This is a genomic window from Marinobacter vulgaris (assembly GCF_003344045.1).
In the GTDB taxonomy this organism is placed as follows: domain Bacteria; phylum Pseudomonadota; class Gammaproteobacteria; order Pseudomonadales; family Oleiphilaceae; genus Marinobacter; species Marinobacter vulgaris.
Map to the genome: position 1 here is coordinate 418,175 of NZ_QFWX01000002.1, position 19,549 is coordinate 437,723.

Annotated in this window: 18 protein-coding genes; 5 read left to right on the forward strand and 13 right to left on the reverse strand. The window is 58.5% G+C overall.

The genetic code is table 11. The features are described 5' to 3' along the window. Window positions 1–39: 39 nt before the first annotated feature. From DIT71_RS05150 to DIT71_RS05165, 4 genes are all read right to left on the reverse strand, one after another. The gene (locus tag DIT71_RS05150) at window positions 40–609 is read right to left on the reverse strand and encodes a TMEM165/GDT1 family protein (protein WP_114612345.1); all 570 of its coding nucleotides are present in this window, start codon (window positions 607–609) and stop codon (window positions 40–42) included. 230 nt (window positions 610–839) lie between these two features. Further along, window positions 840–2,231, reverse strand: a complete 1,392-nt coding sequence (locus DIT71_RS05155; RefSeq protein WP_114612133.1) for an MDR family MFS transporter — start codon at window positions 2,229–2,231, stop codon at window positions 840–842. Window positions 2,232–2,261: 30 nt separating this feature from the next. Further along, entirely contained in the window at window positions 2,262–2,687 is a 426-nt protein-coding gene (slyA, locus tag DIT71_RS05160; protein WP_114612134.1) for a transcriptional regulator SlyA, read from the reverse strand. Between the two features lie 163 nt (window positions 2,688–2,850). After that, entirely contained in the window at window positions 2,851–4,134 is a 1,284-nt protein-coding gene (locus tag DIT71_RS05165; protein ID WP_114612135.1) for an MFS transporter, read from the reverse strand. A gap of 304 nt (window positions 4,135–4,438) precedes the next feature. On the opposite strand from DIT71_RS05165, the gene DIT71_RS05170 reads away from it, so the two are divergent. Together DIT71_RS05170 and DIT71_RS05175 are read left to right on the forward strand one after the other, a co-directional pair. Continuing rightward, window positions 4,439–5,344, forward strand: coding sequence for a helix-turn-helix transcriptional regulator (locus DIT71_RS05170; RefSeq protein WP_114612136.1), 906 nt, complete (start codon window positions 4,439–4,441; stop codon window positions 5,342–5,344). A gap of 75 nt (window positions 5,345–5,419) precedes the next feature. Then, a complete protein-coding gene (locus DIT71_RS05175) occupies window positions 5,420–7,159 on the forward strand; it encodes an ExeM/NucH family extracellular endonuclease (protein ID WP_114612137.1) in 1,740 nt (579 codons plus the stop codon). Between the two features lie 14 nt (window positions 7,160–7,173). On the opposite strand, the gene queE is transcribed toward DIT71_RS05175, so the two are convergent. Then, window positions 7,174–7,830: a 7-carboxy-7-deazaguanine synthase gene (queE, locus tag DIT71_RS05180; protein ID WP_114612138.1), complete on the reverse strand. Its 657-nt coding sequence runs from the start codon at window positions 7,828–7,830 to the stop codon at window positions 7,174–7,176. After that, entirely contained in the window at window positions 7,830–8,495 is a 666-nt protein-coding gene (gene queC / locus DIT71_RS05185; RefSeq protein ID WP_114612139.1) for a 7-cyano-7-deazaguanine synthase QueC, read from the reverse strand. Before queC ends, queE begins: the two co-directional genes overlap by 1 nt. Before the next feature lie 170 nt (window positions 8,496–8,665). Here queC and DIT71_RS05190 point away from each other — a divergent pair, with 170 nt between their 5' ends. Then, window positions 8,666–9,178 carry a 3'-5' exonuclease gene (locus tag DIT71_RS05190; protein ID WP_114612140.1) on the forward strand — a complete coding sequence of 171 codons (513 nt, stop codon included), beginning with the start codon at window positions 8,666–8,668 and terminating at the stop codon, window positions 9,176–9,178. Here the strand turns inward: DIT71_RS05190 and DIT71_RS05195 are convergent. Beyond that, complete coding sequence (locus DIT71_RS05195) at window positions 9,167–9,406, reverse strand: hypothetical protein (RefSeq protein ID WP_114612141.1); 240 nt, start codon at window positions 9,404–9,406, stop codon at window positions 9,167–9,169. The genes DIT71_RS05190 and DIT71_RS05195 overlap by 12 nt on opposite strands. Window positions 9,407–9,988: 582 nt before the next feature. On the opposite strand from DIT71_RS05195, the gene DIT71_RS05200 reads away from it, so the two are divergent. Then, complete coding sequence (locus DIT71_RS05200) at window positions 9,989–10,258, forward strand: hypothetical protein (RefSeq protein WP_114612142.1); 270 nt, start codon at window positions 9,989–9,991, stop codon at window positions 10,256–10,258. 10 nt (window positions 10,259–10,268) lie between these two features. On the opposite strand, the gene DIT71_RS05205 is transcribed toward DIT71_RS05200, so the two are convergent. Beyond that, the gene (locus DIT71_RS05205) at window positions 10,269–10,523 is read right to left on the reverse strand and encodes a hypothetical protein (protein ID WP_114612143.1); all 255 of its coding nucleotides are present in this window, start codon (window positions 10,521–10,523) and stop codon (window positions 10,269–10,271) included. Between the two features lie 225 nt (window positions 10,524–10,748). On the opposite strand from DIT71_RS05205, the gene DIT71_RS05210 reads away from it, so the two are divergent. Beyond that, on the forward strand, window positions 10,749–11,093 hold the full coding sequence (locus DIT71_RS05210; RefSeq protein WP_114612144.1) for a hypothetical protein: 345 nt from the start codon (window positions 10,749–10,751) through the stop codon (window positions 11,091–11,093). Window positions 11,094–11,100: 7 nt separating this feature from the next. On the opposite strand, the gene DIT71_RS05215 is transcribed toward DIT71_RS05210, so the two are convergent. The 5 genes from DIT71_RS05215 to DIT71_RS05235 form a co-directional block, all read right to left on the reverse strand. Further along, complete coding sequence (locus tag DIT71_RS05215) at window positions 11,101–12,387, reverse strand: serine hydrolase domain-containing protein (RefSeq protein WP_114612145.1); 1,287 nt, start codon at window positions 12,385–12,387, stop codon at window positions 11,101–11,103. Window positions 12,388–12,413: 26 nt separating this feature from the next. Next, a complete protein-coding gene (locus DIT71_RS05220) occupies window positions 12,414–13,988 on the reverse strand; it encodes a sensor domain-containing diguanylate cyclase (RefSeq protein WP_114612146.1) in 1,575 nt (524 codons plus the stop codon). A gap of 229 nt (window positions 13,989–14,217) precedes the next feature. Next, complete coding sequence (locus DIT71_RS05225) at window positions 14,218–16,461, reverse strand: NADP-dependent isocitrate dehydrogenase (RefSeq protein ID WP_114612147.1); 2,244 nt, start codon at window positions 16,459–16,461, stop codon at window positions 14,218–14,220. Between the two features lie 293 nt (window positions 16,462–16,754). After that, on the reverse strand, window positions 16,755–18,746 hold the full coding sequence (locus DIT71_RS05230) for an acetoacetate--CoA ligase (RefSeq protein ID WP_114612148.1): 1,992 nt from the start codon (window positions 18,744–18,746) through the stop codon (window positions 16,755–16,757). Window positions 18,747–18,762: 16 nt separating this feature from the next. Further along, on the reverse strand, window positions 18,763–19,542 hold the full coding sequence (locus DIT71_RS05235) for a 3-hydroxybutyrate dehydrogenase (protein WP_114612149.1): 780 nt from the start codon (window positions 19,540–19,542) through the stop codon (window positions 18,763–18,765). Window positions 19,543–19,549 lie beyond the last annotated feature (7 nt).

The following is a 19,549-nucleotide window of genomic DNA, read 5'->3' on the forward strand; positions in this document are numbered from 1 at the left end:
AATCCGGTATCCGGCACTTCAGATTAGTCATATGCCGGCTTACACCGACATCAGGGCGGTCCACAGGGTAACAGCCGCCAGAATCAGGAACAGGATGCTTGCCCCGATCCGGGCCATCGCCAGTGGAAGACGGTCCATCAGCCATTTACCAGCCATGATAACCGGTATATTGGCCAAAAGCATACCGACGGTGGTTCCCACGATGACCCAGAAGGTTTCGCTATAGCGGGCCGCCAGAACCACTGTCGCTATCTGGGTTTTGTCACCGATTTCCGCCAGGAAGAACATGACGGTTGTCGCCATGAACGCCCCCATACCCAGGAAAGCGGCATCGTCGCTGTCATCCTTGTCCGGAATCAGCAACCACAGGGCAATGGCCAAGAAACTGACGGCAAGAATCCAGGGCAACCACGCCTCCGGTATCCACTCCGCTATCCAGGCGCCCAACAGGGCCGACAGGGCATGATTCAGTATTGTGGCAACGAAGATGCCCAGGATGATGGACAGGCGGCTGGCGTAGCGGGCAACGAGAAACAGGGAGAGTAACTGGGTTTTGTCACCGATTTCCGCAATGGCGACCGCAACTGTTGATGCGAGAAAAGCGTCCATGAAAAGCTCCAGGGCGGACATCCAGACATGAGACAGTCCACCGTCCGCCCTATGGAGGTGAAGCTGCCTCAGGTCTTGCCAGTTTCACCGCTGCCCGGGTGAAACATGATAGCCATGGAGATTGGGCTCCAAGCATGTTGACTATCATCCGCGCCGTGGAAACGCTACGACACGGAGGCTACTCCCCTGAAGAGTGCGAAAATGTTAATCAATTGCGGCGGTAATGACAACTATACCTTCATTTTCCATACCGGAATCGCCGCCACCGCCACGAAAACCGCCACCAGCCACCAGGCTGAATGAAAAGCGTCGATCGTGGGTATGCCGCCACTGTGGTCGCCAAACTCAATGGTCAGCGCCACAATATTCACGCCAAAGGCGCCGCCAAGCTGACGGGTAAAGTTGATGGTGCTGGAACCGGCACCGAGCTGTTCCGGCGCCAGCGGGTTCAGGGCACCGGTGGACAGCGCCGGTAGCATGAAGCCGATACCGATACGCCCCAGAACCGTCCACAGGGCCAGCCAGCCAAAGGCCAGTTCCAGGTCAGACAGGGCAAACAGTACTGCCGAGATGGCGAACAGGACAATGCCGAAAATGACCAGTTTACGGGCGCTCAACCGGTCCGCCAGCCGGCCAGCGAGGGGAAAGGTCATACCCAGGACAATGCCCGCCGGCAACATCAGCAGACCTGCCTCGGTTGCGGAAAAGCCGAGGGACGTCTGGACAAACAGTGGCACCAGGTAGGTGGAACCAAACAGCGCAAGCCCCAGTGCCATGGCCCCCAGGTTGGCATAGACAAACGAGGGTTTGCGAAGCAGGTTGATGTTCACCAGCGGGTGACGGGCGCGCCGCTCGCGGACCACAAAGAGCACAAGGAAGAGCAGGGCGACAAGACCCTCGATAACAATCCGCTCCTCCTGCCCGGCTATTCGCTGCAGACGATTCAGCGTATCCAGAGACAATCCGATGGTCATGCCGAGCAATACCAGGCCGGGCAGATCGAACCGGTAAGGCTCAGGACGGGATACCGGCAGGGGCAGGAAGCGCCACGCCATCAATACGCCGATCAGGGTTACCGGCACGGGCGCGAACATCACATAACGCCAACTCAGTTCGTCCACCAGAAAACCACCCAGGACCGGCCCCAGGGCAGGCGCGAGAATGACGCCCATGCCGTAGATTCCCATGGCCTGGCCACGACGGTTACGGGGGAAAATCCGGAATACCAGATACATCCCCATGGGCTGCATCAGGCCGGCCATGGCGCCCTGCCCGATACGGGCGGCGATCAGCTGTTCCGGTGAGGTGGCAAAGCCGCCCAGAATGGATATCAGGGTGAAGAGAAACATCGCCGTAGCCAGGGTCTTGCGCACACCGAAATGATCCAGCAGCCACGAAGAGGCCAGCATGGTGGTGGTCATGGCCGCGATGAAGCCCGTGGCCAGCCAGTGAACCTGGCCCTGGCGGATGCCGAATTCCAGCATGATGTCGTGGAGTGCGACGTTGACAACTGTAGCGCTGAGTACCGTGGCCATGGTGCCCAGTACCACCGTCGCCAACGCCAGCCAGCGCCAGCGTTCACCGTACCGGGCTTTCAGCCCCTCAACCGTATTATCACTCAGACCAACAACCCTCCAACCGGGTGCACACGGTTATTTCTGGCGTTCGGCGTTCTCCATGATCTTGTGAAAGACCTTCACGGCGCTCTCGATTTCCTCATCACTGACGCCTTCCAGCATTTCCTCACGCAGCTTCGCGGCCCGGGCCGTCAGCACATTCATGAATTCAGTGCCATCCGGTGTCAGGTGGAGGCGCCGGGCACGGCGGTCGTTCGGGCAGGGGCGGCGCTCGATCAGGCCCTGCTGCTCCAGGCTGTCGAGCAGTCGCACCAGTGTCGGGTTTTCAATCGCCATCAGGCGGGCGAGTTCGCGCTGGGTCAAACCTTCGCCGCCTTTTTGCAGATAGACCATGGTGGTCCAGCGGGCCTGGGTCACACCCAGATCTTTAAGGCGCTCGTCCAGCAACTTGCGCCAGCGCCGGGTTACCCTGGCTACGGCAAAGGGAAACTGATCTCTCATGGTCTGCAACTCCAGTAAAGGATATCGACGGCTTACGGTTGTAACGGATACCACTGTTTAACATCGTTGTGATGAATAGTGTTACCAATAGTAAGCTAACCATTAAAATAAAAACAGATGCGCAAGACGAACAAAATCGGGGAAAACCGAGAGCCCGCGATGATCAGCCTGTGTGGCGCTGCTCTTCCTGCATTTCCACTACTTCCGGAGACTCCTGGAACTCCTCGTTCCGCGGATCCATTTCCGTCAGTACAACAGAGGATTCCGGCATGGCAGGAATAAAGTGCTCCTGATCCGCCACCGGCACATCATCGGTATGGCTAATCCGATAACTGGTAATCACCGCCAGCACCGCCAGGAACCCGGCATTGCCGAAAAACAGCCCCTGGGGACCCAGCACATTTACCAACTGCGCCATTACCACAGGCCCGACAACACTGCCTACGCCATAGCTCAGCAACAAAGTGGCACTGGCGGAGACAATGCGGTTGCTTTCCATCCGATCATTGGTAATGGCCACTGCTATCGGGTAAAGCGTGGCGGACAAGCCCGTAAAAAGTCCGACCATCAGGGTCAATAGCCACATCCGCTCGGCACCGAAGACACCAACGGTCACCGCCGACAGACCTGCCATCACGGCAACCCAGAACATCACCCGGCGACGATCAAAGCGATCACAAACCAGCCCCAGGGGCCATGCCAGAATCATCGCTGCAACGATGGCGCTGGCCATGAAAGTGGACACCCGGCTGACCTCCAGGCCAACCAGCGTGGCGTATACCGGGCCCAGCGCATAGAAGGAACCGATCATCACACCACAGACAAGCGCCCCGGACACCCCGGTAAACGACTCCCTGGCAAGCGTGAAGAATGACAGGCGCCCATGCTGCTCGATCACCGGCGCATCCATCCGTGTCAGTGACAATGGCACCAGGGCCAGGGTCAGTAGCACAGCAGCCAGCGAGAATGGAATGAATGAGGAAGGCTCGCCGACATTGATCAGCAACTGACCACCGGCTGCGGACAGGTAGAAAACAATCTGGTAGATGGCAAACAACGCGCCACGGTTGGCATTGGTGGCGCGGCTGCTGAACCAGCTTTCGATAACCACCAGGACGCCGGCCACACTGAAACCGGAAAGCGCGCGCAGCAGTGCCCAGAAAAGTTCTGACACAGCCATGGGATACAGCAGCGCACACACCGCTGCCATGGCCGCAAACACCGCAAACGCCCGAATATGCCCGACGCGTCCGATGATGTGGTGCACGTAGAGCGTACCCAGGACGAAGCCAATGGAATAGCACACCAGGATCCAGCCGATAATATCAGGTGAAACCGCTTCAATACTCAGGCGGACACCCAGCAGCGTCATTAAAAAAGCGTTGCCACTGACCAACAGGACTATACTGAGGATAAGCGCTGACAGTGAGGTGACCATGCGGGTCATCAGACGGGCTCCGGCGAATGTGAAAAAGGTGGTTACAGGTGTGCAGAAAATAGCAGCAACGCCGGAACATTGCCGAACCGTGAATTAAAGCAGGGCTGTGACAATCACGCCACTAGGCATTTGCCGAAACCTGAAATACCACTTGCAACGCTTCAGTTACCGGATTTAACATTATTTTACATTAAGGTGACGTAACACACGCAGGCGAGCTGAAGGGTTAACATGAAGTCGTTTATTTTGCTGCCTATTTTAACCCGCGAGTCTCTCAACTCATGCAATCCACGCCAACCATGAGCGCCTGGTTATGAAAAAAACGGACTGGCCCATTCGGTGGGATCTGTTGCTTCGCTACCGGCTGATTGAAATCATCGCCCTCTGGGAAGGACGGCTCACCACCAACCACATTTGCCACAGCTTTGGCATCGGGCGTCAGCAGGCCTCCAAGGACATCAACACTTACCTGCGAGAACTGGCGCCAGATAATCTGGTTTACGATCGCCACCTGAAAGGCTACGTGCCCTCCCCGGAATTCAGCCCCGTGGTTACTGCCGGGCATGCCAGCGAATACCAGGATCTGCTGGCGCGACAGAAAAGCCTCAGCGACACCTTTGAATCACTGAACATCAGCCTGCCGGACAGCACCATTGTCCGGGACCCGCAGCGGGTTGTTAAACCGGAGGTCATGCGGGCAGCGGTCACCGCCACCCGGCATGGCAGGGTAATGAAAGCTGACTACGCCTCGCTCAGCCCGGCCGGGATTTCACAACGCACCCTTGAGCCCCACACGCTTGTCTGCGTGGGCCAGAGCTGGCATCTGCGCGCCTGGTGCGACTCCAACCGTGAGTTCCGTGACTTTGCTCTCAGTCGCTTCCGCGGCAAACCGGAAACCATCCGCCAGCGCAGCCGCCATACCAGCCAGCATGATGACGACTGGAACCGCCAGATTGCCCTGGTTATGGTACCGGACAGCCGTTTGAACAAGGCTCAGCAGGAGATCATAGCTGCCGATTACGGCATGACGGATGACCGCCTGGAATTCACCACCCGGGCAGCCCTGGCTCCCTACCTGCTGTCGCGCCTTGGGCTCGGTGCCGACAGTCAGCATCCCGATCCGATGGTGCAACAACTGGAGCTGGCCAACGAAGAGCAGCTCGGCATCGCCGAGTCCGCCCGCGAACGGGCTATTAAAGCGGTGGCCGGCCTCTGCTAGACTGCGCGGGTGACCAGATTCCGTGCATCCATTCAAAAGCTCCTCATCTCTGCCTTGCTGCTTTGGCTACCCGGTATGGCCACCGCAGGGGCCTGCGGTGATGCCGCGACGGCCATTTCCCGGGTCCAGGGCGAGGGCACCGACTCGCCCCTTGCCGGCCAGGCAGTCACCGTAGAAGGTGTGATTACCATGGACGCCCGTCACAAAGACGGATTCCATGGGTTTTACCTGCAACAGTCCGATCACGAGACCGACGACAACCCGAACACCTCCGAAGCCCTGTTTGTCTACACCAGCCGTGCTACCGGCAGCCGCGGAGAGCGGGTGCGCGTGTCGGGTCGGGTGAAAGAATTTCACGGCCTGACCGAGCTCACCGAGATTACCACCCTGGTGGTATGCGGCACTGGAAACCCACCGGCACCGGTCCCCGTCACGCTGCCTTGGCCTGACAACCAACCACCAGAACACCTCGAGAATATGCGGGTTACCATGGCGGGTAACCTGACGGTGATTGATCACTACAACCTGGCGCGCTACGGCGAACTGACACTGGCCGCCGGCGACCAGACCATACCGACGGAATTCATGGCGCCCGGGGCGGCTGCCGAGGCACTTTTCCAGTTCCAGCAGCGAAACCGGCTGCTGCTTGATGACGGCAAAGGGACGCGGGATCCGCGGCCAGTACCCTGGCCCACGGGAAACCTCTCGGCCAACCATACTGTTCGCACCGGTGATCGCGTAAGCCAGCTGTCCGGAGTACTGGATTTCCGCTTCGACGCCTGGCGCCTGCAACCCCTGTCGCCTCCCGCGTTCCAGAGCGCAAACCCCCGGCCAGCTCCACCGCAACGGCCAGAGCCCTCCGCTTCTGAAGAGCCCTCAGCTCCAAAAGAACGCTCAACGCTCAGAGTGGTCACCCTGAATCTGGGTAACCTGTTCAATGGCAACGGCCAGGGCGGCGGCTTCCCGGCACCTCGGGGAGCGAAATCCCGCCAACAGTTCGAACGGCAGCTGGCCCGGCTGGCAAGCGCACTAAGGGCGCCTGACCCCGACATCATTGCGGTAACAGAAGTGGAAAACGATGGCTACGGCCGTGACAGTGCGATAGCAGACCTGGCCGATGCCCTGGGTGAGCACTGGCGTTACGTAAAGGCCGACAGCCAGACCGGCAGCGATGCCATTCGCAGCGACCTGCTGTACCGCCGTGATCGGGTAACAGCCCAGGGCAAGGCCAGCCGCCTGAGCTCAGTGCCTTTCAGCCACCGGGGCCGGCCACCCGTTGCCCAGGTATTCCGGCAACCGGGCAGTGAGCGCGCCCTGAGAATTGTCGCACCTCACCTGAAATCCAAAGCCTGTCGCGGCGCCAAAGGCCCTGACCGTAACCGGCACGATGGCCAGGGCTGCTACAGCCACAGCCGTGAGCAGGCAACCCGGGCCATCCTCCGATGGATTGAGACACTGCCACGACCCGGGAATCTGGCAGGTACGCTGGTCACTGGCGATCTGAACAGCTATGCCCGGGAACTCCCCCTGCAGCTGATGGCTGAGGCGGGATACACCAATGCCGTCCGGCTATTCCATGACTGCAGCAAAACCAGCTGCGAACAGACCAGTTATCGCTACCAGGGCAGGGGCGGCACCCTTGATTACAGCCTGGCGTCGGAAGGGCTGGCCGGGAGCGTTGTCGGCGCCAGCATCTGGTCGATCAATGCCGACGAGCCCCGGGCGCTGGGCTACCAGGGTCCGATCCCGGTACCTGAAAACCAGCCCTGGCGCTCATCAGATCACGATCCGGTGATTACCGACCTGGCCCTGTAATCTCTCCCGGGGGATCAGTCGATGCCGATAATCTTGTGCATCTGCAGGGTCAACCGCCACTGCGGATGGGCCAGGCAGTAATCCGTCGCCTTACGGGTATTACTCTGTTTCACGGGATCGGAGTCGGCTTCTGCAACAGTCGGTGAAGCCATGGGGGAAAGAAAATAGTGGCTGGCCTGAATATCGGTGAAACGGTCGGGCATCGCCAACGGCTGCGGATAGACCAGTTTGAGTTCATCGCACTGACGCAGCACCACCGGCGCGTCCGCCTTGGGACTGACACACAGCCAGTCGATGCCGACGGGCGCTGGAAGCGTGCCGTTGGTCTCCACGCCCACTTCGAAGCCGGCCCGGTGGAACGCATCGATCAGCGTTTCATCCAGTTGCAGCAGCGGCTCGCCGCCCGTACAGACCACATAAGGCTGACCCGGGGCGTCCGGCCAAAGGCTGCGGATATGGGCTGCCAGCGCGTCCGCGGTCTCGAACCGGCCACCATTCTGGCCGTCGGTTCCGACAAAATCCGTATCACAGAAATTGCATACCGCACTGGCCCGGTCCTTTTCCCGTCCGGTCCAGAGATTACATTTGCTGAAACGGCAGAACACCGCCGCACGGCCGGCCTGCGCACCTTCCCCCTGCAGCGTGTAGAAGGCCTCTTTCACCCGATACATCAGCGTGCCACCTCGTAAGGGAGCGGGTCTGTCAGGCCATTTTCAGCAAAGGCCTCGAGACGCTCCACACAGGAGCCGCAACGGCCACAGGCCTTGTCGCGCCCGTTGTAGCATGTCCAGGTCCGGGAGTAATCGAGCCCCAGCTTCACGCCTTCCGCAAGAATGGCGCCCTTGTCAGACCCCATGAACGGCGCGTCGATGCCCACCGGCTGATAATTGGCGACCCGGCAAACCGCGTCCATCTTTTGCACAAACTCGGGCCGGCAGTCAGGATAGATCGCGTGATCCCCGCCATGGGCGCCATACCAGACCGCCTCAGCCCCCGCAGTCACCGCATAGCCGGTGGCCAGCGATAACAGGATCATGTTGCGATTGGGTACAACAGTGGCTTTCATGCTCTCTTCTTCGTAGTGACCCTCAGGCACAGCCACGTTATCGGTCAACGCGGATCCGGACATAACCTCGGCAAGGGCGCGTATATCGATCACCTTATGGGGAATACCCAGCTCGGCGCACACGTCCCTTGCGCACTCCAGCTCGCGTACATGGCGCTGCCCATAATCAAACGACAGGGCATGAACCCAGTACCCGCGAGCACGGGCAAGATGGAGCAGGGTGAAGGAGTCCATGCCCCCGGAGTAAATCACAACAACGGTATCGGTCATCAGGGAATCCCGGTCCAGTTCCCGAGGCCCTCGGGGCCTTCAGGGGTTTTAAACGTGGGTGAGCTAACACCCGTGGACATATTGTAACAGTGGAATGTCATCATGGGTTCGCGTCTACGGGAGTGGGCGGGTAAACTCACGACACGGCTCACTAACAAAAATCTGACGGAATGATAACCGAATCCAGCCCAGCGTTTATTGACTTCGAGGCATCCAGTCTTGACCTGATCGCAAGTTACCCCATTGAGGTCGGTATCTGCTTACCTGACGGCGCCTTGCATAGCTGGCTGATTCAGCCTCATGTGTTGTGGCAGGACTGGTCGGAGAGTGCGGAAAAAATTCATGGTATCACCCGGCAAACCCTGGAGCAGGAAGGCATCCCGGTTTCCGAGGTGGCAGCCAGCCTCAACCGCCTGCTTTCAGGGCCGGTATTCTGTGACGCCTGGACGTTCGACAGTTTCTGGTTACACCGGCTGTTTCGCGCCGCCAATATCCGTGCAGAGTTCCAGCTGGAGTCCATCTCCATGCTGCTGGACGCCAATCAGGTGAGGCTATGGACATCGTCGCGACAGCAGGTGATCAGCCGGCTGGGACTACCGGTACACCGGGCTGCCAACGATGCCCTGATCCTGCACAAGACCTGGGAGAAAATTCAGGTGCTGGCGTCCGGTTCAGTGCTTTGAGCGGTCGACTCTGATGGCAATCACTTCCAGCCCGTCCCGCAGTGTGCTTAGCGTCCAGTAGGTCACCAGCGCCATCAGCGCGGCGCCAACAACGGTAAAGGCAAAGTCGTCTCCCACCATTCGGCTCTGGGCAAGGCCCATGTAGGCAAGCAATACCAGCAGCAAAACGACTTCTACAATGGCATGGGTCTGGAATCTGGCTTGTGCTGATCCATTTTCGTCGGACATCTGCTTCGGTTTCAACCTCTGGATTTGGCGATAATAACTATTGATTAGTGTGCGAATTATCGCCGGAAATCACCGCAACGTCTGTACGAAGTAGTGGCTACGAAGTTTCCACAATAGCAAAAAAAACGCAGCCCATTGGGCTGCGTATAAAGGAGAGATCCAAACAGTGCGCCACATACAAAAGGTGGGCACCGGAGGATTGCACAACGTAAAACACGTGACGAGGCGAATGGTAGGCAGTTCTTCCGGACGCGTCTGTAGGGGTTTGCCGAAGCACTAGGCCTCTTGCAAAGCCTTGCGCAAGAGATACACTGAATGAAGTACCGAAGCACAAAGATCCGGTGGGTCGCACCGGCAAAGAGCCAGACGATATGTCGACGAACCAGGAACATCCAGTGATTGAAACCATCGCACGCCGTAACAGCGGGATGTGCACCGACACCATGGTGAAAACTATCTGACGGCTTTCGGTTCAGTCCCGGGAGCCATTGCAGCGACCGGGCGAGCTTCTTCGCAAAAACCCCGGTTGCCCAAGGCTCCGGGGTTTTGTTTTTGCAGCCGCAAAATGACAAGGAGAAGATCATGAAGAGACATCCAACAAAAGCAGCAAACCAGCCGGCAAGCAGCCGCATGGGGCCTATCAGGCGCCCCGAAAAGCTGCCGCTGCTGGATGCGATCTGCAAGAAACTGAATCAACGGGTCAAGCTAGATGACGAACAGCGGGTACTGGGCGTGTACGAAAGGGGCTGGATCCTCAAAGGCGTACTGGGCGATATGAACGACGCTGAGGCCCGCTATGTAAGGGCGCTTGCCACTAAATACAACTCCTGGATTGCGCGGCAGGTCGCATAACAGAACGCCCTCAGTAACTGGCGCTGCCCAGCATGTTCCAGTGCCTGAGAAAGCCCTTCTTGCGGTCGATCATCCGCTCATAGGTGGAAATCATGATCGCCGCATGGGGGGCATCGGTCAGCCGCAGGCTTTCGATACGGCGTTCTAGCTGCTCCACTTCCGAGCGTATCTGCTGGCATACATGGGAGCGAACACTGTCATGCTGATCAAGATTTACGGACCTTGGCTGAAAAGTCCCTTCCGGAAAATCGGCGTGTTTGTCCATGATCGTCCTCTTCCACTGAGCAGCTATGATCGATACATCTGAACCTCTTTTCCTTACTTTTTAGCGAGGTTCGAAACAATTCTGCAGAATTGTCAGACAAAGTTCAATAAAATTGAATCGGACTTCATAGGTTTTCCCTGTGTCACAACACTGCACTAAGACCTTACGCACGAACCCCTGCTATAGTTTCCTGCAGAGCCTATTCAAAAAGCGGGGAATACAACGATGAGCCAGGCCTCGGTCGCCGATACACTGCGGGAATACCTTTCCCTGCTGGAACTGCTTGATGATGCCTACTGGGAAGCCAGCTCCATTCAACACAAGGACATGCTGTACGACATCATCAGTATCTTCAGCCAGGAAGTGGCGGAGATGAACAAGCTCAGCATCATGGACCACCACTACCCCTACGAAGTCATTACCGAAGGTATTCGACGGGTGGTGCCCAAGCTGGAGCGGCTCGACGAAAACCGGGAAGACGTTATCCAGAGAACCCAGACACTGACAGACTTCCGCGATATCCTGTCATCAGTACTGGGCATTCTCGAGGCACAGCTGGCCACCATGTAGGTCCCTTTCAGGCGGCTACCATGGGTCTCTGACTCTCCGGGATCAGGGGGAAACGATCACATACGGTGTAGATGAACCGGGCAAGGGCGGGAATATGGTGCCCCACAATCGGTATGCCTGTGTTGAGCAGGCTCACGGATATATCCCGGGCGGCATCTGCCCAACATAATTTGTTGATCAGTCCCACATGGCCAAAGGCATAACGGCTGCTCTGCCCCCATAAGCCCAGGGGATTTCCACCCAGCATCATGCCCGCGCTGAAGCGCATGGGGATCATCATGGTACGGTCAATCTGCAATGAACCAAATTGCTGAACGCACCGCCTGACGGTCATTTCGCTGCAGATCCGCTTGCCGTTCCAGACGCCCCCATTGAGCATCATCTGGAAAAACCGACCCATCTCCTCCGCCGTTCCACACAGGTTACCGGCCGGAATCACCGCCTCCTGGAAGCGAGGATCATTCACCACCCGCTCAACGGTGCGGATATCGCCACCGAGGGCACGATTGACAACCCAGGACACCGGAAAGCGCGGCGTCGGGCCAGTGGCGTAGTTAGTGGCCAGCTCCGAGACGTGTTCCGGGGCTATGCCATAGGTAAACCAGCGCATGCCCATGGGCTTGCGCAAATAACGGTCGATAAAGGCTTCGATCGTGTTGCCGGTGACTTTTTCCAGCACCCGCTGCAACACGAAACCGCCGGTAATGGCATGGTAAGCCACCTTGGCACCGTCGACTCCCACCGGTTTTGCCTCGCACAACAACCGCCAGATTTCATCCCGGTCCCAGAGCACGTCGATCGGTGTCTCCCGGGGAATCGCGGGAATACCGCCGCGATGGGAAAGAATCTGGTGGACAGTAATGGTGCGCTTGCCGCCACCGGCGAACTCCGGACAGTAGTAGGACACCGGGTCCATCAGGTTAACCAGTCCCTGCTCTGCCAGGATATGCATCAACAGGGCGGTCACCGCCTTGGAGGCGGAAAAATAGCAGATGGGGGTATCTGTGGTCATGGGCACTTTTATCGCGCCGGGCCCATCGCCGGGCCCGTTACCCGTGGCATGGCCGATAGCACGATGCAGAATCGGCTCGCCCCGATGCCTGACTGACAACTGTAACCCCGGATGCACACCGGTGCGGTATAGCTTCTCGACGCTGCGCCAGATGTCTTCGACGACTTCCGGGCTCACACCCACCCGTTCCGGCCGCTCACCGTCCACATCACGGCTGGTAACGGAGGCCAGGTCACTGGGGACGGCACAGGTATGAAGGGCTCGGCGGGCAAGTCGGTTCATCGCTAACCTCTGGTTGTGATAGTTAACTACGGATTATGGGCTTCTTGGACCAGGGGCGCCAGAACCACCCGGTTGCGGCCGCTCGATTTGGCCTGGTACATCGCCCTGTCGGCCTCGGCACAGAGAGTGTGTGAATCAGTGCCATGATCCGGAAACACCGACACACCGATGCTGATGGTCAGTGGCACCGTTCTGCCATCTCCCAGGGGCTGCGGGGTTTCTCTGATCAGGGTGCGGAGGCGTTCGGCGGTCTCCCATGCCTCCGCCCGATCCATTTCCGGCAGCAGAATAACAAATTCCTCCCCTCCGAAACGGCCGATCACATCAACGCTGCGGACACTGTCCGCCAGCAGTGCGCTGGTGGCTTTCAACACCGAGTCCCCGGCCGCATGGCCGTACTCATCGTTAATCTCCTTGAAGTGATCGAAGTCGATCCACAATAGCGACAAGGCACGACCATAGCGTTTGGCACGCGCCACTTCCTCATCCAGCAGCCGGGTCATTTCACGGCGGTTAAACAGACCCGTCAGTGGATCACGCGTCGCCAGCTCCGATAGCTCGTTCTCCAGCTTCTTGCGATCGGAAATATCAAGAATAATGCCTTCGAGCACGAGATCACCATTATCCTCAACCGCTCTACCCCGCTCCCAGACCCATATACGCCGTCCATCCTTGCGATCAATGGCATACTCGATGGAAAACGACTCGGCGTTGCCAATCGCCGACTCCACCGCCCGCAGGACACCTCCATTACCGCCATCGGCAATCAGTTCGGCGTAGCTGACCCTGTGGTTGTTCACCAACTCATCGGGCTCGTATCCGGTCAGTTCACGACATCCACTGGACACGAACAGCATGGTCCAATGGTCATCGTAGCGACACCGGTATGCCATACCCGGCAGATTATCCATAAGCGTCGACAGCTGGCGTTCGCGCTGGCGGATGGTCATTTCCGCCTCGCGAAGATCAGTGACATCCTGGCCAATCGCTATCGCACCGACTTTTTCGCCATTTTCATTCCTGAGGCTGCGGGCATTCCAGGATATCCGGCGCTGACGCCCGTCCCTGGTGGTAATACAGCTCTCATAACCGACCAGTTCGCCCTCATCCCGGAGTATTTCCTCCGCCCGGGCACGGTTTCTTGCCCGGTCATCGGCATCCGGATACAGCCACTGCCAGATCCGGTCTGAATCGAGAACCTCTTCACGGCGGTAACCGGTGATCTCCTCAGCGGTCGTATTCCAGAGCACAATGCGGCCTGAGGGGTCGAGCACGTTGATCCAGACATTTGCCCGCTCTATCACGCTTTCGCGGAATTGGTTGAGCTCCCGAATTTCTTCACGCTGATGGTGATGCAGTGACAATATGGTCCGGTCGCTGCTGAACTGCCGCATCAGTGCCAGAAACAGCACCAGCGCCGTTACCAGAACAAACAGTATGCCCTTGTAGGTCTGAACCCGATTCAACGTTTCCGGATCGGGAAACCATTGCCCGGCCAGATAATCCGAAAAGGTAATCCATAACCCGCCCGCCAGCAGATAGACGCCGACAGCCCACAAGGATCGGCGCAGGGGCGTGTGACGCCCTTTCAGTGTGTCCATTGAAGCTTATATTCCCGGATTTCAGCTGTGTCCCTGGTGGTCCACACATCAAAAGAACTTTAAAGATTACGACATACCCTGAAGTTAGTCACTGGGGAACGACGCGTCGAGGTTTCATTGCAAATCCTTACGTTCCCGCCGCGCGCAGCCAAAAAAAACCGGACAGCCCTTTCGAGCTGTCCGGTTTTTAGTCAGCCGGGTTAAGCCCCCCGGCCAGCCTAACTCTGGATCACTTCACCGAGGCCTTGGCATCGGCCAGGATCTTGTTAAAAGTCTCGCTCGGCTGCATGACCTTGCAGACCTTCTCGGCCGGCGGATGGTAGTAACCACCGATGTCGACCGGATGACCCTGGATCACGCTCATTTCTTCCAGGATCTTGTCCTTGTTATCTTCAAGTTGCTTTGACAACTTCTCGAAGAAGGCCTTCAGTTCCTTGTCGTCGTCCTGGCTTGCCAGTTCTTCCGCCCAGTACCGCGCCAGATGAAAATGGCTGCCGCGGTTGTCCAGCTCACCGGTGTTGCGCGACGGTGACTGGTTGTTCTCCAGCAGGCGCTCGGTGGCCTTGTCCAGAGTCAGGCCAAGCAAGCGGGCACGCTCGTTGCTTTGCTTTTCGCCCAGCTCTTCCAGGGAAACCGCGGTTGCCAGGAATTCACCCAGCGAATCCCAGCGCAGGTGGTTTTCCTGCAGCAGTTGCTGAACATGTTTCGGTGCGGAACCGCCGGCACCGGTCTCGTAAAGACCACCGCCATTGAGCAGCGGCACGATGGAGAGCATCTTGGCACTGGTGCCCAGTTCCAGAATCGGGAACAGGTCGGTGAGATAGTCCCGCAGCACGTTGCCGGTGACCGAGATGGTATCCAGGCCACGGATCAGCCGCTCCATGGTCCAGCGAATGGCGCGTACCGGAGACTTGATAAGGATTTCCAGCCCTTCGGTATCGTGCTCCTTCAGGTACATTTCCACTTTCTTGATCAACTCAGCATCGTGGGGGCGCTCGTCGTCCAGCCAGAACAGCGCCGGCATGCCGGTGGCACGGGCACGATTCACCGCCAGCTTGACCCAGTCGCGGATCGGCAGGTCCTTGGTCTGGCAGGCGCGCCAGATATCACCCTTCTCGACCTTGTGCTCGGTCAGCACGGTGCCATCCTCGGCAATGACACGAACGATACCGTCTTCCTTGATTTCAAAGGTCTTGTCGTGGGAGCCGTATTCTTCGGCCTTCTGGGCCATCAGACCAACGTTGGGCACGGTGCCCATGGTGGTTGGATCAAAGGCGCCGTGGGTCTTGCAGAAGTTGATCACTTCCTGGTAGATAGTGGCGTAGGTGCTCTCCGGCATCACCGCTTTGGTGTCCTTGAGCTTGTTGTCCCGGGCCCACATCTTACCGGAGTTACGGATCATCGCCGGCATGGAGGCATCCACGATCACATCACTGGGCACGTGCAGGTTGGTAATGCCTTTCACCGAGTCCACCATGGCAATTTCCGGGCGGTGCTCGTAACAGGCGTGCAGGTCTTCCAGGATCTGCTCCTGCTTGGATTCCGGCAGCTGCTTGATCTTCTCGGTCACACTGGACAGACCGTTATTGGGGTTAACACCCAGTTCGTCAAAAAGCTCGCCGTACTTGTCAAAAAGCTCCTTGTAGAAAATCTTCACCGCGTGACCGAATACGATCGGGTGGGAGATCTTCATCATGGTCGCCTTGACGTGCAGGGAGAACATCACGCCGGTTTTCTCACAGTCTTCAATACAGTCTTCGAAGAACTTGCGCAGGGCCTTGCAGCTCATGAACATGCCGTCCAGCACTTCACCATCCTGCAATGGCAACTCGCTCTTCAGTATGGTCTGCTCGCCGTTGGCATTCTCGAAGACGATGCGAGCAGTGGTAGCCTTGTCGAGGGTTACTGACTGCTCGTTGGAATAGAAATCGCCACCGCGCATGTGGGCCACGTGGGTGCGTGACGCCGGGCTCCACTCACCCATGGTGTGGGGATGTTTGCGGGCAAACGCTTTCACCGCTGTCGGGGCGCGACGGTCTGAGTTGCCTTCCCGCAATACCGGGTTAACGGCACTGCCCAGGACTTTGGAGTAACGGGCGTGGATTTCCTTTTCTTCGTCGGTCTGCGGGTTTTCCTTGAACTCGGGAAGCTTGTAACCCTGCTCTCTGAGCTCCTCAACGGCCGCCCGCAACTGAGGAATGGAGGCGCTGATGTTGGGCAACTTGATGATATTGGCTTCAGGATCCTTGGTGTAATCCCCCAGTGCCTTGAGGTCGTCCGGAACTCGCTGGTCTTCCTCAAGGTAATCGGGAAACAACGCCAGAATACGCGCCGCGAGGGAAATATCGCTGGTCTCAAATTCGATGCCCGCGGGCTTGGCGTAGGTTTCGAGAATAGGGAGCAGTGACCGGGTCGCGAGGGCTGGGGCCTCGTCCGTCAGGGTGTAGATGATCTTTGCTTTGGATGACGTCATTTTCGTCCTCAGGCTATTGAGTGAGTTCAGGACGGTCATGGCAGGGTCAGGTGTCTTGTGAACGCCCGACCTGAGCAATGACTGATTCGGGAACTTTTGATAGGGCTACTAAGATAGCATTTTTTTGCGATTTCCGGTTACGATCTTAGTATTAGAACCGACTAAAAATGCGCCAAAACCCTTTACAGAACGATGAAAAGGCAGGAATTTACGAAACTTTCGGACATTTAGGCCACGGCTTGATTCGGGAGTATCGCGCTGGAGGTGGGTCCCACCTCCAGCGCTCGGCAGACTCACCCCTTCGGCAACAATCCCGCCTCATCAAGGCACTTGCCAATCCGGTCCAACGCCTCCGGATTCGCCAGTGCATCGCGGTTATCTGCTTTGGATGAACCGTTGATCAGCCGGGCCACTGCCAGTTCAACCTTCTTGCCACTGCGCGTATACGGAATGTCCGGCACCTCGATAATGTGCTTCGGCACGTGGCGGGGGCTGGCGCCCTGGCGGATGCGGGTTTTGAGGTTTTTCTGGAGCTCGTCGGTAAGGGCCTCGCCCTCAGCCGGCACTACCAGCAAAACCACTTCCACATCACCCTCGATCTGCCGCCCGACGACCAGGCTGTCTTTTACCTCGGCCACGGTTTCCACCTGGCGGTAGATCTCAGCGGTGCCGATTCTCACGCCGCCGGGGTTGAGTGTGGCATCGGAGCGGCCGTATATAATGGCGCCGCTGTGTTCGGTGAATTCGATGAAGTCACCGTGAGCCCAGACACCGGGGAAGGTATCGAAGTAGGCGGCATGGTAGCGCTCATTGCCGGGGTCGTCCCAGAAGCACACCGGCATGGACGGCAGGGGCTGTCGGCATACCAGCTCACCGCGACCAGAGCTGACCGGTTTGCCATCATCACCGTAGGCTGCGGCGTCAACGCCCAGGAAACGGCACTGGATTTCCCCACGGCGTACCGGTAGCAGCGGGGTGGAGCCCACGAAGCAGCCGCAGATGTCGGTGCCGCCGGCGATAGAGCCCAGCAACACGTCAGGGGAACCATCGCTGTAAACCCAGTCGTAATCTTCCGGCAACAAGGGTGAACCGGTGGAAAAGACCACGCGCAAAGCGCTCAGGTCCAGGGTTTTCGCCGGGGCCAGTTCGGCCTTGCGACAGCCGGCAATAAAGCGGGCACTGGTGCCGTAGTGGGTGACTTTTTCGTCGGCGACCACCTGCCAAAGGTAGTTGAGGTCCGGGTAACCGGGGGAGCCGTCGACAGTGATGACGGCGGCGCCGGTGAGCAGGGCCGAAGCCTGCCAGTTCCACATCATCCAGCCGCAGGTGGTGAAGTAGAGGAAGCGGTCATCCGGGCCCACGTCACCATGGAGCATCAGTTCCTTGGCGTGATTGACCAACAGCCCGGCATTGCCGTGGACGATGCACTTGGGCTTGCCGGTGGTACCCGAGGAATAAAGGATATACACCGGGTGATCCGGCGACAGCGGGGTGAAGGAAGGCGCCTGGCCCGCGCCCTCGGCGAGGGCATCGTCCCAGTGGGTGACCTTGTCACCGGCGATCGCAGGCTCGCCCGGCAGTTGTTCGATACTGACCACACAACGCAGTGTTGGCAGCCCGTCTATCAGGCTGGCAAAATCGTGCTGGCGGCTGAAGACCTTGCCGCCGTAGCCGTAGCCATTGACCACGATCAGCGCCGCAGGCTCGATCTGGCCAAAACGGTCCAGAATAGCGCCAACGCCGAAATCCGGGGACGCGGAACTCCAGATCGCGCCAAGGCTGGTGGCAGCCAGCATGCCGGTCAGGGCTTCGTAGCCGTTGGTAACCACGCCGGCGACCCGGTCACCCTGCTTGATGCCCTTTTGGCGCAGGAAGGCTTCCAGCGCCCCGGTATCGGCTTTCAGTTGCGCATAGGTACGACGCAAAACCGGGCGCGTTTCGCAATAGGCCACGACCGCTTCATGATCAGCGTGGTCACCCTCGGCCAGCCGCAGCAGGTTCGCGGCAAAATTGAGTTTCATACCCGGAAACCACTCGGCGCCGGGCATCTCACGCTTGCCCAGCACCTTTTCGGCCGGGGTGTCGCATACCAGGCCGCAATAGTCCCAGACCTTCTGCCAGAACGTGTCCAGATCATCAATCGACCACTGATGCAGGGCATGGTAATCGGCAAACGGGCCCAACCCCTGTTGCTCCAGCCAGGTCTGGAAACGCCCCATCTGGCAATTTTTCAGCGTGTCTTCCGAGGGAGACCAGACTACCGGTGACTGTTCTGTGTTGCTCATCCGTCTCTCCTGTTGCTTACTGCATATGCCAGCCGTGGCTGACCACAATGGATTGGCCGGTCAGGGCCGCCGAGGGAAAGGCCGCCAGATGCACTGCCAGCTCCGATACATCCTCCAGGGTGGTGAACTTGCCGTCCACCGTGTTTTTCAGCATCACCTTGCTGATCACCTCCTCCTCGGAAATACCCAGTTCCTTCGCCTGCTCGGGAATCTGCTTGTCCACCAGCGGCGTGCGGACGAAGCCTGGGCAGATGATGTTACTGCGAACACCGTGCTCGGCCCCTTCCTTCGCCACGGCCCGGCACAATCCCAGCATGCCGTGTTTGGCCGCCACGTAGGGCGCCTTCAGCGGCGAGGCTTCCAGCGAATGCACGGAACCCATATACAGGATGGTACCGCCGCCACCGGCGTACATCTGGTTAAGCGCGGCGCGGGTCACCAGGAAGGCACCGTCCAGATGGACGCTCATCACCTTGCTCCAGTCGGCAAAAGCCAGTTTGTGCAGGGGGTCGATGTGCTGGATGCCGGCATTGGCAAGGGCAATATCAAGGCCGCCCCAGCGCTGCACAATGGCAGTGACACCCTCATCCACGGCCTGTTCATTGGTCACATCCATCGCCAGGGCCATGGCGCTTCCGCCATTTGCTTCAATGGCGTCGGCTACCTCCTGGGCTCCTGCCAGATCAAGATCAGCAACGGCAACTCTGGCCCCCTCGCGGGCGAAATGTTCGGCAATAGCTCGGCCGATTCCGCGGCCCGCCCCTGTAATCAGGGCTACTCGGTTTTCTAGACGCATTTCATTA